Origin of the sequence: Pseudomonas sp. R3-57 (assembly GCF_051132065.1) — a bacterium.
Taxonomy (GTDB): Bacteria; Pseudomonadota; Gammaproteobacteria; order Pseudomonadales; family Pseudomonadaceae; genus Aquipseudomonas.
Map to the genome: position 1 here is coordinate 5346901 of NZ_CP071655.1, position 13838 is coordinate 5360738.

14 protein-coding genes are annotated in these 13838 nt (G+C 62.4%); 8 read left to right on the forward strand and 6 right to left on the reverse strand.

Annotated elements, in window-relative coordinates; all coding sequences use genetic code 11:
* Window positions 1–133: 133 nt before the first annotated feature.
* Entirely contained in the window at window positions 134–1099 is a 966-nt protein-coding gene (locus tag J3P93_RS24095; protein ID WP_434592626.1) for a 2-oxoglutarate and iron-dependent oxygenase domain-containing protein, read from the forward strand.
* A gap of 80 nt (window positions 1100–1179) precedes the next feature.
* Window positions 1180–2133, forward strand: coding sequence for an adenosine deaminase (locus J3P93_RS24100; RefSeq protein ID WP_434592628.1), 954 nt, complete (start codon window positions 1180–1182; stop codon window positions 2131–2133).
* Window positions 2134–2252: 119 nt separating this feature from the next.
* Here the strand turns inward: J3P93_RS24100 and J3P93_RS24105 are convergent, their stop codons facing one another.
* The 3 genes from J3P93_RS24105 to J3P93_RS24115 all read right to left on the reverse strand — a co-directional run bounded on the left by J3P93_RS24105 (window position 2253) and on the right by J3P93_RS24115 (window position 5756).
* Window positions 2253–3635 (reverse strand): MFS transporter, encoded by a 1383-nt coding sequence (locus J3P93_RS24105; protein WP_434592629.1) that lies wholly within the window; start codon window positions 3633–3635, stop codon window positions 2253–2255.
* 142 nt (window positions 3636–3777) lie between these two features.
* Window positions 3778–4509 (reverse strand): ArsR/SmtB family transcription factor, encoded by a 732-nt coding sequence (locus tag J3P93_RS24110; protein WP_434592631.1) that lies wholly within the window; start codon window positions 4507–4509, stop codon window positions 3778–3780.
* A 317-nt stretch (window positions 4510–4826) separates the two neighbouring features.
* Window positions 4827–5756, reverse strand: coding sequence for a LysR family transcriptional regulator (locus J3P93_RS24115; RefSeq protein WP_434592633.1), 930 nt, complete (start codon window positions 5754–5756; stop codon window positions 4827–4829).
* Between the two features lie 119 nt (window positions 5757–5875).
* On the opposite strand from J3P93_RS24115, the gene J3P93_RS24120 reads away from it, so the two are divergent.
* The 3 genes from J3P93_RS24120 (at window position 5876) to J3P93_RS24130 (ending at window position 7548) form a co-directional block, all read left to right on the forward strand.
* Window positions 5876–6169 carry a putative quinol monooxygenase gene (locus tag J3P93_RS24120; RefSeq protein ID WP_434592635.1) on the forward strand — a complete coding sequence of 98 codons (294 nt, stop codon included), beginning with the start codon at window positions 5876–5878 and terminating at the stop codon, window positions 6167–6169.
* 31 nt (window positions 6170–6200) lie between these two features.
* On the forward strand, window positions 6201–7214 hold the full coding sequence (locus tag J3P93_RS24125) for a zinc-binding alcohol dehydrogenase family protein (protein ID WP_434592637.1): 1014 nt from the start codon (window positions 6201–6203) through the stop codon (window positions 7212–7214).
* A 160-nt stretch (window positions 7215–7374) separates the two neighbouring features.
* Window positions 7375–7548 (forward strand): hypothetical protein, encoded by a 174-nt coding sequence (locus tag J3P93_RS24130; RefSeq protein ID WP_172833298.1) that lies wholly within the window; start codon window positions 7375–7377, stop codon window positions 7546–7548.
* Window positions 7549–7554: 6 nt separating this feature from the next.
* Here J3P93_RS24130 and J3P93_RS24135 read toward each other — a convergent pair whose 3' ends face one another.
* On the reverse strand, window positions 7555–8757 hold the full coding sequence (locus J3P93_RS24135) for a multidrug effflux MFS transporter (protein WP_434592640.1): 1203 nt from the start codon (window positions 8755–8757) through the stop codon (window positions 7555–7557).
* Window positions 8758–8844: 87 nt separating this feature from the next.
* Window positions 8845–9042, reverse strand: coding sequence for a cation transporter (locus J3P93_RS24140; RefSeq protein ID WP_434592643.1), 198 nt, complete (start codon window positions 9040–9042; stop codon window positions 8845–8847).
* A 149-nt stretch (window positions 9043–9191) separates the two neighbouring features.
* Here J3P93_RS24140 and J3P93_RS24145 point away from each other — a divergent pair, with 149 nt between their 5' ends.
* The 3 genes from J3P93_RS24145 to cueR all read left to right on the forward strand — a co-directional run bounded on the left by J3P93_RS24145 (window position 9192) and on the right by cueR (window position 12608).
* The gene (locus tag J3P93_RS24145) at window positions 9192–9575 is read left to right on the forward strand and encodes a hypothetical protein (protein ID WP_434592645.1); all 384 of its coding nucleotides are present in this window, start codon (window positions 9192–9194) and stop codon (window positions 9573–9575) included.
* 229 nt (window positions 9576–9804) lie between these two features.
* Window positions 9805–12198, forward strand: coding sequence for a heavy metal translocating P-type ATPase (locus J3P93_RS24150; RefSeq protein ID WP_434592647.1), 2394 nt, complete (start codon window positions 9805–9807; stop codon window positions 12196–12198).
* Window positions 12195–12608, forward strand: a complete 414-nt coding sequence (gene cueR / locus J3P93_RS24155) for a Cu(I)-responsive transcriptional regulator (RefSeq protein ID WP_203420620.1) — start codon at window positions 12195–12197, stop codon at window positions 12606–12608. The genes J3P93_RS24150 and cueR overlap by 4 nt, the downstream gene beginning before the upstream one ends.
* On the opposite strand, the gene J3P93_RS24160 is transcribed toward cueR, so the two are convergent.
* On the reverse strand, window positions 12562–13776 hold the full coding sequence (locus tag J3P93_RS24160) for an MFS transporter (RefSeq protein ID WP_434592649.1): 1215 nt from the start codon (window positions 13774–13776) through the stop codon (window positions 12562–12564). The genes cueR and J3P93_RS24160 overlap by 47 nt on opposite strands.
* Window positions 13777–13838 lie beyond the last annotated feature (62 nt).

Here is a 13838-nt window from a genome sequence, read left to right on the forward strand (position 1 = left end):
TCGATCGTTCCCACGCTCTGCGTGGGAATGCCGCCCGGGACGCTCCGCGTCCCTGCCGAAAGCGGACGCGGAGCGTCCATTGAGGCGTTCCCACGCAGAGCGTGGGAACGATCACCAACTGTGAGAACGCAACATGGATCAGCCTCCGATCATTGATATCAGCCCGCTCTATAGCGACGACGAATCCGCCTGGCCCGCCGTCGCCGCTCAAATCGACCACGCCTGCCGCGAATGGGGCTTTTTCTACATCAAGGGCCACCCGATATCAGCGCAACGCATCAATGCCCTGCTCGATCACGCGCAACGATTTTTCGCCCTGCCCGCTGCGCAAAAACTGCAGATCGACATTACCCAGACCCGCCATCACCGCGGCTACGGCGCCATCGCCACCGAACAGCTCGATCCGGACAAACCCAGCGATCTGAAAGAAACCTTCGACATGGGCCTGCACCTGCCCGCTGATCATCCCGAGGTACTCGCCGAAAAACCGTTGCGCGGGCCTAACCGCCATCCGGCGCAGGCAGGCTGGGTTGAATTGATGGAGCAACATTACTCAGACATGCAGGCGCTGGCGCAGACGCTGTTGCGGGCGATGACCGTGGCACTGGGAATCGAACGCGATTTCTTCGACAGCCGTTTCGTTGACCCGGTCAGCGTGCTGCGCATGATCCACTACCCGCCGCGCCACACCGCTAGTTCGGCCGAGCAGCAAGGTGCCGGCGCGCACACCGATTACGGCTGCATCACCCTGCTCTATCAGGACAGCGCCGGCGGCTTGCAGGTCAAGAATGTAAGGGGCGAATGGATCGACGCACCGCCGATTGACGGTACCTTCGTGGTCAACCTCGGCGACATGATGGCGCGCTGGAGCAACGACCGTTATCGCTCGACCCCGCACCGGGTGATCAGCCCGCTCGGCGTCGACCGCTATTCGATGCCGTTCTTCGCCGAGCCACATCCGGACACCCGCATCGAATGCTTGCCCGGTTGCCAGGACGCACAGCATCCGGCGAAATATCCGACCACCACCTGCGCCGAATTCCTGTTGTCGCGCTTCGCCGATACTTACGCTTACCGGCGAGAGCAAGCGGCGGTGTGATGGATCGCTTGGTCAGGTTTTGCCAATTGTTTCGGCGAGCATCTGTAGAATGCCGTCATTGCACCTGATGAGAAAAGACTATGTACGACTGGCTCAACGCCTTGCCGAAGGCTGAACTGCACCTGCATCTGGAAGGCTCGCTGGAGCCCGAGCTGCTGTTCGCCCTGGCCGAGCGCAACAAGATCGCCCTGCCGTGGAACGACGTGGAAACCCTGCGCAAGGCTTACGCCTTCAACAACCTGCAGGAATTTCTCGACCTGTATTACCAGGGCGCCGACGTGCTGCGCACCTCGCAGGATTTCTACGACCTGACTTGGGCCTATCTGCTGCGCTGCAAAGAACAGAACGTGATTCACACCGAACCGTTCTTCGATCCGCAGACCCACACCGACCGTGGCATTCCCTTCGAAGTGGTGCTCAACGGCATCGCAGCGGCATTGAAGGATGGCGAGACGCAACTGGGCATCAGCAGCGGTTTGATCCTGAGTTTCCTGCGTCATCTGAGCGAAGAAGAGGCTGAGAAAACCCTCGATCAGGCGCTGCCGTTCCGCGATGCGTTCGTTGCGGTCGGTCTGGACAGTTCCGAGATGGGCCACCCGCCGAGCAAGTTCCAGCGTGTGTTCGATCGCGCCCGCCATGAAGGCTTCCTGACCGTCGCCCATGCGGGTGAAGAAGGCCCACCGGAATACATCTGGGAAGCCATCGACCTGCTGAAAATCCAGCGCATCGACCACGGCGTGCGCGCCATCGAAGACGAGCGCCTGATGCAGCGGATCATTGATGAACAGATCCCCCTGACCGTGTGCCCGCTGTCGAACACCAAGCTCTGCGTGTTCGATCACATGTCGCAGCACAACATCCTCGACATGCTCGAACGCGGCGTGAAGGTCACGGTGAACTCGGATGACCCGGCGTACTTCGGTGGTTATGTGACCGAGAACTTCCATGCGCTGCATGAACACCTCGGCATGACCCAGGATCAGGCCAGGCGCCTGGCGCAGAACAGCCTGGATGCGCGGCTGGTCAAACCCTAAGCCTCACCGCAAATCCCTTGTAGGAGTGAGCCTGCTCGCGATAGCGGTGTGTCAGATAAAAATCTTCAACTGACACACCGCTATCGCGAGCAGGCTCACTCCTACAATTGGACATGTGTTTAGCCTGGGATTTGGGCTTCAGTCAGCTCCTCAAGGGTCTTGCCCCGCGTCTCCATCCCGAACAGCCACACCACCCCCGCCGCGATTGCAAAGCATGCCGCGCCCAGCGCAAACACCCCGCCCTGCCCGGTAATCGGGAATACCAGCCCGGTGACCAGAGGTCCGAGCAGCGAGCCGACCCGACCAATCGCCGAGGCGAAGCCTGAACCCGTGGCGCGTGCCGACGTCGGGTACAACTCGGGCGTGTAGGTGTAGAGCACCGCCCACATGCCGAACAGAAAGAACTGCATCAGCAACCCGGTGCCGATCAGCAGCGCGACGTTGCCGCCGAACACCGCGCTCTGCCCGTACAGAAACGCCATCACGCCCCCGCCAAGCAGCGTCACGATGCACACCGGTTTGCGCCCCCAGCGCTCGACCAGCCAGGCGGCCATGAGAAAACCGGGAATCCCGCCCAGCGAAATCAGCACCGTGTAATACACCGACTGCGTCACGGCAAAACCCGATTGCTGGAGCAACGCACTGAGCCACGAAGTCAGCCCGTAAAAGCCGAGCAAGGCGAAAAACCACAGGCTCCAGATCATCGTCGTGCGCTGGCGGTACTGCGGCGACCAGATCTGCTTCAGCGCCGAGAAGAAATTGCCCGGCGGCGTCACGGTACGAGGCAAGCGGACAGGTTCGGGTAACGCTGCACCGCCAAGCGAAGTACGCACCCGCGCTTCAATACCGCTCAACACCTTGTCCGCGTCGGTGTCGCGCCCGGCTTGTTCCAGCCAGCGCGGCGACTCGGGAATGAAAAAGCGAATCGCCAAAACAAACACCGCTGGCACTGCCAGCACCAGGAAGATGTCGCGCCAGCCGATCACCGGCAGCAGAAAGTAGGAGAGCACGCCGGCCGCGACGAAACCGAGCGGCCAGAAACCATCCATCAAGGCGATGTAGCGCCCGCGGCGTTGCGCCGGAATCAGCTCCGACAGCATCGACTGGGCAATCGGAAACTCCATGCCCATGCCGATCCCCAACAGGATGCGGAACAGCGTCAGGGTCTCAACCGTTTGCGCCGTCGAACACAGATAACTGGCCACGCCCCAAAGCACGATGCTCCACTGGAACACCGGCTTGCGTCCGAAGCGATCGGCGAGCATCCCGGACAGCGAGGCGCCCAGCACCATGCCGAAAAAACTCGAACTGGCGAGCAGTCCGGCCTGTGCGCTGCTCAGGCCGAACTCGGCTTTGATCGAGCCGAGCAGGAACGTCATCATCGCCAGGTCCATGGAGTCGAAGAAAAACGCCAGGGCGATGATGATGAAAATGATCCGGTGATAACCGCTGATCGGCAGACGTTCCAGACGTTCTGCCGCGCTGTAGCGCTGTGTTTGCATGCTGCTTCCCCCCTCCGAAATATCCCCGGAACGAGTGTGCGCGATAGCGATGCGGCGTTGCTGCTGGATGCGACCTGTTCGCAGCCGTCAACGACGCCAGACGCGCTGGCGCAGTTCGAGGCAGGCTTTGTGCAACGCTCTACTACGCCAGTTCCAGCTCGGTATCTTTGGCGAAACGATGCAATTCGCGTTGCCCGGTGGCCGTCAGTTGCAAGGCTCGGGAGTCGTTGGGCAGCGTCAGCCAGCCGGACTGCATGAACAACTGCAGCAATGCCGCGCCAAGTGAGCCGCCCATGTGCGGACGCCGCTCGCTCCAGTCCGGGCAGGCGCACGCCACCTGCACGTTGCGATGGGCCAGCGCCTGAATGAACACGCCACGCTCGGCCAGCAACTTCGCGCCCTTTTGGGTAACCACGACGCGATGCTCCAGCTGTTCGATCCAGCCGGCATCGAGCAGGCGCTGGTACAGATCGGCGGCCAGCGTACCGCCCAGGTGATCGTCACAAAAGCGTGCGCGCAACAGCGACGACGGTGCGGTCTGCGGTTTGGCCAGCGGCGTGCTGCGCTTGAACACGTCCGGAACCTCGCGCGGCGCACTGGCGATGGTGGCGCTGGCGAGGGCTTCTATCGCCGCACCGACCTCCGGCGCCGCGAGGCGGAAAAACCGCTTGCGACCACGGACTTCGACTTTCAACAGACCACCCGTGGCCAGCCGCGTCAGGTGCGCACTGGCCGAGGACGGCGACAGCCCCGCCTGTAGCGCAAGCTCCTCGGTCTGCCGCGCCGCGCCATCCATCAACGCCCACATCATCGCGCTGCGCTTGGGGTCGGCCAGCAACGTGGCGATCTGGCTGATGCAAGGTGCATGTTCCATGTGTTCACTCCCTGTTGAATCGTATCGTCTACTGCTCGGAGACATCTTGGCCGCTAATGGATCGTCGGCCAAGACGCGAAAATCGCCATGTACCGGGGCGAGGCAAGCCGCTGACGCAGCCTGCCCCGGCACAGCACCCGCAGCAGATGCGCGACCGTCACGCCAATACGGGCGACGGGGTGCGAAGGTCTCCGGGCCGGGGTGTCGGTGCTGGCATGAGGCGGGCGCTAGTATAAGCGGGTTAGGCGCCGCGTCCTGCGCTCGGGGCTGCACAGGTGGTGATTGTTCCTGAGAGAAATTTCTCTATTTGCCTGCGACTAATGATCAACTTTTGAAAAAACGCGAAATTGACTACTCAATTCAGCGCAACGGCTGGCGAGCATGTCGCGCAGAAGGTTCACCGGCTTACTCAATTGTGCGCGATGAGCGCACAACAGATTCAGCGGTGCGCGCTCACAGAGCAGTTCCGGCAGCAGCACCTTGAGCCGTCCGGCGAGGACATCGGTGCCGACGTCGAGCCAGGATTTATAGGCGATCCCGGCACCGGCCAGCGCCCACAAACGCACGACATCAGCATCGTCGCTGAAACGGTCGCCGCTGACCGTCAGGCCGACTTCGCGCTTGCCGTCATGGAAACTCCAATGGTCGTGGACGCGGCTGCCGAGCATGTACAACAGGCAATTGTGCTGGGCCAGTTGTTCGAGCTGACGCGGCTCGCCATACCGGGCGAGGTAGGCCGGGGAGGCGCAGAGCACGCGACGGTTGTGCGCAGCGATAGGCAGCGCAACCAGGCTCGAACCCTCCGGCTCACCGTAACGCAACGCGATGTCCACGGGCTGGCGGAACAAATCGGCGATGCGGTCGCCGAGCAGCAAGCGCACGGTCAGCCGCGGGTGCTCGCGCTGGAACTCGTCGAGCCATGGCAGCAGCAGGTTGCGACCGAAGTCCGAGGGTGCGGACAGCTGCAAAATCCCGCTGACCTGATCCTGACCGCTGGCGAGCAGGCGCCGACCTTCGTCGAGATTACTCAGCGCCGCGCGCGCATATTCCAGAAACCCCTCGCCCTCGGCGGTCAGGCGCAGACTGCGGGTCGAGCGCGCCAGCAGGCGCGCGCCCAATTGCTGCTCGATGCGCTTCAACGCCGCGCTCGCCACCGCGGCAGACATGTCCATCACCCGCGCCGCCGCCGACAGGCTGCCCAGATCCGCCGCGCGAACAAACAACTGCAAGTCATCGAAACGCAGCATCCTCAGCCTCGATTATCAAAATAAAATTGAAAGAGACTGCTGTTTTAGCCGGTTTTATCGCTAACAGAAATAGCGAATCATCTGTCCATCGAATTCTTGCTGCGCTATTGGAGCCCGACATGTCTCAGCCCTTCACCGCCATCGCTACCCTGACCGCCAAACCCGGCCAGCAGGACGCCCTCGAACAGGCCCTGCGCGCGCTGGTTGCACCGAGCCGTGCCGAGGCCGGTTGCGGCCAGTACGACCTGCACCGCGACCTCGCCGACCCACAGGTTTTCTACGTGATCGAACAGTGGGCCAGTGACGAAGTGCTGCAGGCACACAACACCAGCGCGCACTTCCAGCACTTTCAGCGCAGTGCCGGCGACACCATCGAACATTTCCAGCTCAAGCGCCTCGGCGCGATTGCCTGATTTCTTCTTCTATCAACGTACGGAGCCTTTCATGAAAGCCATCGCCTATTACGCATCCCTGCCGATCAGCGACACCAACGCGCTGCAGGACATCGAACTGCCGGAACCGGTCGCCGGCCCGCGCGACCTGCTGGTAGAAGTCAAAGCCATTTCGGTCAACCCGGTCGACACCAAAGTGCGGCAGAACGTAGCGCCGGAAAACGGCGCTGCGAAAGTGCTGGGCTGGGACGTCGCCGGTGTGGTCAAGGCAGTCGGCAGCGACGTGACGCTGTTCAAGGCCGGCGACAAAGTCTTCTACGCGGGGTCGATCGCCCGTGCCGGCGGCAACAGTGAGTTGCACGTCGTTGATGAGCGCATCGTCGGCCACATGCCGAAAACCCTCGATTTCGCCGAAGCCGCCGCGTTGCCACTGACCGCGATAACTGCCTGGGAGTTGCTCTTCGAGCGTCTGCAAATCAATGAAGGCAAAACCGACGAAGGCCAGAGCCTGCTGATTGTCGGCGCGGCCGGTGGGGTCGGTTCGATCCTCACGCAACTGGCGAAGCAGCTGACTGGCCTGAAGGTCATCGGCACCGCGTCCCGCGAACAGACCCGCGACTGGGTCAAGGCGTTGGGCGCCGATGTGGTGATCGATCACAGTCAGCCGCTGAGCGAAGAACTCAAGCGCGCCGGCCTCGACAGCGTCACTCACGTTGCCAGTCTGACGCAGACCGACCAGCATCTGGAGCAACTGGTCGAGGCGTTGGCGCCGCAGGGCAAACTGGCGCTGATCGACGATCCGAAATCGCTGGACGTGAGCAAACTCAAGCGCAAGAGCCTGTCGCTGCACTGGGAATTCATGTACACCCGCTCGCTGTTCGAGACGCCGGACATGATCGAGCAGCACAACCTGCTCAACCGCGTCGCGCAACTGATCGACGCCGGCACCTTGAAAACCACCGTCGGCGAACACTTCGGCATCATCAACGCAGCCAACCTGCGTCGCGCCCATGAACTGCTGGAAAGCGGCAAGGCCAAGGGAAAAATTGTTTTAGAAGGTTTCTAAAAAAACCCACGTCGCAACCTTTGCCAGCGCTAGAGCGGCTGGCAGGGCTGCGCATCTTTTTGCCGTCAGTCCGATGCCCGGCCGTTGTCACAATTGCGATCGTATTCAGGTCTACAATCGAAGCCTCTGCGATACATCTTTTACGCAAGGGAGGTCAGCAATGAAGATCCTGATAAAAGAAGTGGCAAAGTCTCAATGGCAGGTTCGCCTCGACCAGCATGTCGTGACCTTTCGCAGTGAAGCCGAAGCACTGGCTTTCACTCGCACCCTCGAAGCGCGACTCTGCGCGCCCCATCGCATTCCCGAGTACAGCCAGCAGCGCGCTGCCGGCTGAGACTGTTTACGCCTCGGCCTGGGCTTGCGCCAATGCCCGGGCGTTCTGCAGGCGGCGGGTGAGCAAAGCGACGCTGACCACCAGCAACCCGCACAGGCTGATGACCATGGCCATCGGCACGGCGCTGCCATCGTGCAGCACGCCCACCAGCGCAGCCGCACCGGCGGCGATGCTGAATTGCAGACAACCGAGCATCGCCGACGCGCTGCCGGCCCGCGCGCCCTGGCCGTTCATCGCACAGGCGGATGCGTTGGGGATGATGCAACCGAGGCTAGCGATGCAGATGAACAACGGAATCAGCAACGGCCACAAGGCTTCCGGGCGCATCGCGCCAACCGCCAGCAAGGCAAGCCCCGCGAGAAAATACACCCACACCGCACGCACCAGCAGAAACGCCGGGCCGCGCTTGGCCAACAGCCGCGCGTTGACCTGCGCCACCAGAATGAAACCCGCCGCGTTGGTGCCGAACAGCCAGCCGAAATGCTCGGCGGGCACGCCGTACAGCTTGATGAACACAAAGGGTGAACCGGCGATATAGGCGAACATGCCGGCGATGGCGATGCCGCCGGTGAGTGCGTGGCCGAGGTAAACCCGGTCCTTGACCAATCGCGTGTATTGGCGCAATGCACCGGACAATGGCTGGCGCGGCACGTGCGCCGGCATGCTTTCCGGCAGGCCAAGCGCCACTGCCAGCGCCGCGAGGGCGCTGAAACCGGTCAGCACCAGAAAGATCGACTGCCAGCCGCTGGTATTGACCAGCAGACCGCCGAGCATCGGCGCCAGAATCGGCGCCAGCCCCATGACCAGCATCAATTGCGAGAAAACCTTCGCCGAGCCCACCGCATCGCATTTGTCGGCGACCACCGCGCGGGAAATCACCATGCCCGCGCAACCCCCGAGTGCCTGGACGAAACGCGCGCCGATCAGCCATTCCAGACTCGGCGCATAGGCACAGGCCAGTGACGCGAGGGTGAACAGGCCGACGCCGCTGAGCAGTGGAATCCGCCGGCCGAACCGATCGGAAATCGGCCCGTAAGCCAGTTGGCCCAGCGACAGGCCGAGGAAATACGCGGCCAGCGTCAGCTGCACATGCTGCTCATCGGTGCCGAACGCCAGCGCCATGGCCGGAAATGCGGGTAAATAAAAGTCGATCGCCAATGGACCGAAAGCGCTCAAGGCGCCAAGTATCAAAATGGTACGAAAGTTCATCAGGCATCCAGGTGGGCAAGTCGCAGCCTGACAGTCTAGCCGTGCCCGGACGCCTTGAACATTCCGATAGCTCGCTAACGATCAATTTCAGACGAGCTTCACCGCGTACCCTTCTTCGCTGATCGCTTCGATGATCTTGTCAGCGTCCAATGTGCTTTCGACGCCGACCTCTTTCGCAGCCAGATCGACACGCACGCTGGCCGCCGGATCCCTGGCCTGCACGGCGCTTGTGATGGCTTTAACGCAATGACCGCAGGACATGCCTTGAACATTGAATACTTGCATGGAATGACTCCTTTGAGTGAGGTTGCCGGCAGTTTCGAGCTTGCCACGATGGCAAGGTCAAGTTCTGGCAAAAACTGCCGGGCTGGCAATCGGCGCCGGGCTCGGCCAAGCTGCGTACATCAATGACTTCGATTGCAGGAGATGCAGCCATGCGCTGGTCAGCTTTCAGCCTGTTTGGCTTTCTCGGTCTCTTCACCGCCGTCGCGCCTGTGCAGGCTGTCGGGGAAGATTACGCGGTACTGATCATTTCCCGCGAGCGCCTGGAAGTGGCGACCTCGTGCGAAATTGGCGTGTACATTCAGGATCAGTTGTCGGCGCGGCTGTTTCAGGAACAGAGCACCTCGTTCAACCTGCCGCCGGGCAATGTATCGCTGCGCTTGAAGCTGTTGCCGGGACAAGTACCCGGTTGCAATCCGGGCTTGCTCGCACCCGGCTCGCAGGAAATCAAGCTGCAAGCGGGCGATATACAGAAGTACCGGATAGCGATGAACCAGGAAGGCATGTACCTCAAGCGCACCGATCTCGGTTACTGAGTCAACTGAACCTGTGGGAGCCAGCCTGCTCGCGAATACGGTGCCGATCATTCCCACGCTCTGCGTGGGAATGCAGCCATGGACGCTCTGCGTCCAAAAGCGTGACGCGGAGCGTCACCGCAGGCATTCCCACGCGGAGCGTGGGAACGATCAATAAAAAACAGGTGCTTGACCTTGCCCGCATGGCAAGGTTGATCCTTGCAGGCCTCTACTGCAGGGAGTACGACCGATGTCCGATTCCACCATTTTCGATCTGCCGATTGCCGGCATGACCTGCGCCAGTTGCGCCGGGCGTGTCGAGCGCGCCTTGAGCAAAGTCAGCGGCACCCGCGACGTCAGTGTCAACCTCGCCACCGAACAGGCCCGCGTGCAGGCCCCGGGCGACAGCTTGCCGGCGTTGCTCGAAGCCGTTGAGCGCGCCGGTTACAGCGTCCCCCAGCAAACCCTCGAATTGAGTATCGACGGCATGACCTGCGCATCCTGCGTTGGCCGCGTCGAGCGCGCCCTGAACAAGGTCGCCGGGGTAAAAAGCGTCAGCGTCAACCTCGCCAATGAACGTGCACACCTGGAATTACTCGGTCAGGTCGATCAGCAAACGCTGCTCGACGCGGTGCGCAAGGCCGGTTACTCCGCCAGCGTCTGGCAAGCCGAAGCGGCGAAAACCGATAACCCGCAACAGCGCCTCAAGCACGAGCGCTGGGCGCTGATTTGTGCGATCGCCCTGGCCCTGCCGCTGGTGGCGCCGATGGTGCTGCAACCATTCGGCCTGCACTGGATGTTGCCGGCCTGGGCGCAATTCGCCCTCGCCACGCCGGTGCAATTCATTTTCGGCGCGCGTTTCTATGTCGCCGCGTGGAAAGCCGTGCGCGCCGGGGCCGGCAACATGGACTTGCTGGTGGCCCTGGGCACCAGCGCCGGTTATGGCTTGAGCCTCTATGAATGGGCTACCGCCGCCGGACGCATGCCACATCTGTATTTCGAAGCCTCGGCGGTGGTCATCGCCCTGGTGCTGCTCGGCAAATATCTGGAAAGCCGCGCCAAACGCCAGACCGCCAGCGCCATCCGCGCCCTCGAAGCCTTGCGCCCGGAACGCGCGATTCAAGTGATCGACGGCCGCGAGCAGGACGTAGCCATCAGCGCCCTGCGCCTGAATGACGTGGTGCTGGTCAAACCCGGCGAACGCTTTCCGGTCGACGGCGAAGTCATCGAAGGTCAGAGCCATGCCGACGAAGCGCTGATCAGCGGCGAAAGCCTGCCGGTGCCGAAACAACCCGGCGACCCGGTGACCGGTGGCGCGATCAACGGTGAGGGGCGATTGCTGGTGCGCACTCAGGCGCTGGGCGCAGAAAGCGTACTGGCGCGGATCATCCGTCTGGTCGAAGACGCGCAAGCGGCGAAAGCGCCGATCCAGAAACTGGTGGACAAAGTCAGCCAGATCTTCGTGCCGACGGTGTTGCTGATTGCTCTGGCAACACTGATTGGCTGGTGGCTCTACGGGGCGCCGATGGAAACCGCGCTGATCAACGCCGTCGCGGTGCTGGTCATCGCCTGCCCCTGCGCACTCGGCCTCGCCACGCCGACCGCGATCATGGCCGGCACCGGTGTCGCCGCACGCCACGGCATTCTGATCAAGGACGCCGAAGCACTGGAACGCGCCCATGCCGTCAGCAGCGTGGTGTTCGACAAGACCGGCACGCTGACGTCGGGCACACCGCGTATTGCCCATATGAGCGCAATCGATGGCGACGAAGACACTTTGCTGAAACTGGCCGGGGCGCTGCAACGCGGCAGCGAACATCCACTGGCCAAAGCGGTGCTGGATGCCGCCGCTGAACGCGACCTGGATGTGCCAAATGTCAGCGACAGCCAGTCGCTGACCGGGCGCGGCATCGCCGGTACGCTGGACGGTCGCCGCCTGGCGCTGGGCAACCGACGGCTGCTTGAAGAAAGCGGGTTGAGCGCCGCGCCACTGAACAACAGCGCCACCGCCTGGGAGACCGAAGGGCGCACCTTGTCGTGGCTGATCGAGCAAAACCCGCAACCGCGCGTGCTCGGACTGTTCGCTTTCGGTGACACGCTGAAACCCGGCGCGCTGCAAGCCGTACAGCAACTCGCTGCGCGCGACATCCACAGCCATCTGCTGACCGGCGACAACCGCGGCAGTGCGCGGGTGGTCGCCGAGGCGCTGGGCATCGCCAATGTCCACGCCGAAGTGCTGCCGGCAGACAAAGCCGCAACCGTCACTGAACTGAAGCAAACCGGCGTGGTGGCGATGGTTGGCGACGGCATCAACGATGCGCCGGCCCTGGCCGCCGCCGACATTGGGATCGCCATGGGCGGCGGCACCGATGTGGCGATGCACGCTGCCGGCATCACCCTGATGCGCGGCGACCCGCGACTGGTACCGGCAGCGCTGGAGATCAGCCGCAAGACCTACGCGAAGATCCGCCAGAATCTGTTCTGGGCCTTCGTCTACAACCTGATCGGCATTCCGCTGGCAGCGTTCGGTTTCCTCAATCCGGTGCTGGCCGGCGCGGCCATGGCCTTGTCGAGCGTCAGCGTGGTGAGCAATGCGTTACTGTTGAAAACCTGGAAACCCGACGACCTGGAGGAACAGCGATGAACATCGGCCAAGCGGCCCGGCAAAGTGGCCTCAGTGCAAAAATGATCCGTTATTACGAGTCGATCGGTTTGCTCAAAGCGGCCCATCGCACCGACGCCGGTTACCGCGTCTACGGTAGCGATGACCTGCACACGCTGGCGTTCATCAAGCGCTCGCGGGACCTGGGTTTTTCGCTCGATGAAGTCGGCAAACTGCTGACCCTGTGGCAGGACCGCCAACGCGCCAGTGCCGATGTGAAGGCCCTGGCGCGCCAGCACATCGACGAGCTGAATCAGAAAATCCGCGAGCTGGGTGAGTTACGCGACACCCTGCAGGATCTGGTCGAACACTGCAGCGGCGACCAGCGCCCCGACTGTCCGATTCTCAAGGAACTGGCGTCGGGCTGCTGCGCGCAACCCGCGCGCGCCTGAGCGCCAACCCTTTCAGCACAAGCAGCGTGCCGAGGGGAATGCCGTGGAACAGCATGACCACGGCGCCCGGCGTCCACCCTTCATAGAACGGTGCGGCGACGAGCATGCCAATGCCGAAACCGGTCATTTGCAGCAGGGTCAGGACGCTGAAGATCGGCAAGCGCAGTTGCTCGGGCTCGCGTTGCAGGCGCGCCATCAGGCTGACTTCGGAAATCCCGTCACCGAGGCCGGCCGGCAGGGCAAACAACAGCAAGCCAAACAGGCTGTGCTGCTGAAACATCAGGATGAACCCACAGGACATCACGGCCACGCCGAGGAAATATCGACGCTGCAAATCGCTGTTGCCCGTAGCCTTGAAGCGACTGGCGATACGCGCACCGAGCAGCTTGCCGCAGGCCCACACCGCCAGTGCCAGGCCCAGCGTCATGCTTGCCGACTCAGGCGTGAGCAGTTTCGAAATGATCGGGAAGCCGACGTTGTGTGCGGCGCTGCCGAGGGTGTCGGCCATGGTCACCGCGAGCATCGCCGCGACCACCGGCGCACCGCGCAGACCTTTTTTGAGGGCGGTCCATTCGCCGCGTTCGGGTACATCGTTGACGGTCGTGGCGGCAAAACGCAGCGGCACAATCAACAGCGCGGCCAGTACATAGGTCAGCACATTCAGGGCGAACACCGTTGCAAAACCAAACCCCGCCACCAGCAAACCGGACACCAGACTGCCGCCGACCATTGCCGCCGATGAGGCTGATGTGATCCAGGCATTGGCCTTGAGCAACTGCGCCGGCTCGATCAAGCGCGTTAGCTGGCTGTTCACGCCGATTGTAAACATCGAATTGCCCAAGCCCAGCACGAAGGCTATCAGCGGTAGCAGTAGCGATTGTTGGCCGACCGGCACAATCAGCAGCAACGCCAATGCGCCAGCGCGCAGCAAGTCGAACGCAATCAACGACACGCGACCGCTGCAGCGGCGGTAGAACGCCGTGCCAATCAGGCTGGCGAATATCCCGCCGCCGACGCGGCTGGCGAGGAAGATGCCGACGCTCATGGCGCTGTTGCTCAGCAGGTAGACATAGGTGGCCAGCGCGACCATGTTGAGGAAAGCGCCGAAATCGGAGATCAGCCGGGCGCTGACGATCAGCTGGAGATTGCGGGGGGTGGGCACATTCATTCCTTGAGTGTGGTTGGAGCCGGTGAGAGTCCCATACAACTTCCAGCAACACCACTACCCCT

Coding starts and splice junctions, on each gene's coding strand:
- J3P93_RS24095 (WP_434592626.1), top strand. CDS start 134: ATGGATCAGCCTCCGATCATTGATATCAGCCCGCTCTATAGCGACGAC.
- J3P93_RS24100 (WP_434592628.1), top strand. CDS start 1,180: ATGTACGACTGGCTCAACGCCTTGCCGAAGGCTGAACTGCACCTGCAT.
- J3P93_RS24105 (WP_434592629.1), bottom strand. CDS start 3,635: ATGCAAACACAGCGCTACAGCGCGGCAGAACGTCTGGAACGTCTGCCG.
- J3P93_RS24110 (WP_434592631.1), bottom strand. CDS start 4,509: ATGGAACATGCACCTTGCATCAGCCAGATCGCCACGTTGCTGGCCGAC.
- J3P93_RS24115 (WP_434592633.1), bottom strand. CDS start 5,756: ATGCTGCGTTTCGATGACTTGCAGTTGTTTGTTCGCGCGGCGGATCTG.
- J3P93_RS24120 (WP_434592635.1), top strand. CDS start 5,876: ATGTCTCAGCCCTTCACCGCCATCGCTACCCTGACCGCCAAACCCGGC.
- J3P93_RS24125 (WP_434592637.1), top strand. CDS start 6,201: ATGAAAGCCATCGCCTATTACGCATCCCTGCCGATCAGCGACACCAAC.
- J3P93_RS24130 (WP_172833298.1), top strand. CDS start 7,375: ATGAAGATCCTGATAAAAGAAGTGGCAAAGTCTCAATGGCAGGTTCGC.
- J3P93_RS24135 (WP_434592640.1), bottom strand. CDS start 8,757: ATGAACTTTCGTACCATTTTGATACTTGGCGCCTTGAGCGCTTTCGGT.
- J3P93_RS24140 (WP_434592643.1), bottom strand. CDS start 9,042: ATGCAAGTATTCAATGTTCAAGGCATGTCCTGCGGTCATTGCGTTAAA.
- J3P93_RS24145 (WP_434592645.1), top strand. CDS start 9,192: ATGCGCTGGTCAGCTTTCAGCCTGTTTGGCTTTCTCGGTCTCTTCACC.
- J3P93_RS24150 (WP_434592647.1), top strand. CDS start 9,805: ATGTCCGATTCCACCATTTTCGATCTGCCGATTGCCGGCATGACCTGC.
- cueR (WP_203420620.1), top strand. CDS start 12,195: ATGAACATCGGCCAAGCGGCCCGGCAAAGTGGCCTCAGTGCAAAAATG.
- J3P93_RS24160 (WP_434592649.1), bottom strand. CDS start 13,776: ATGAATGTGCCCACCCCCCGCAATCTCCAGCTGATCGTCAGCGCCCGG.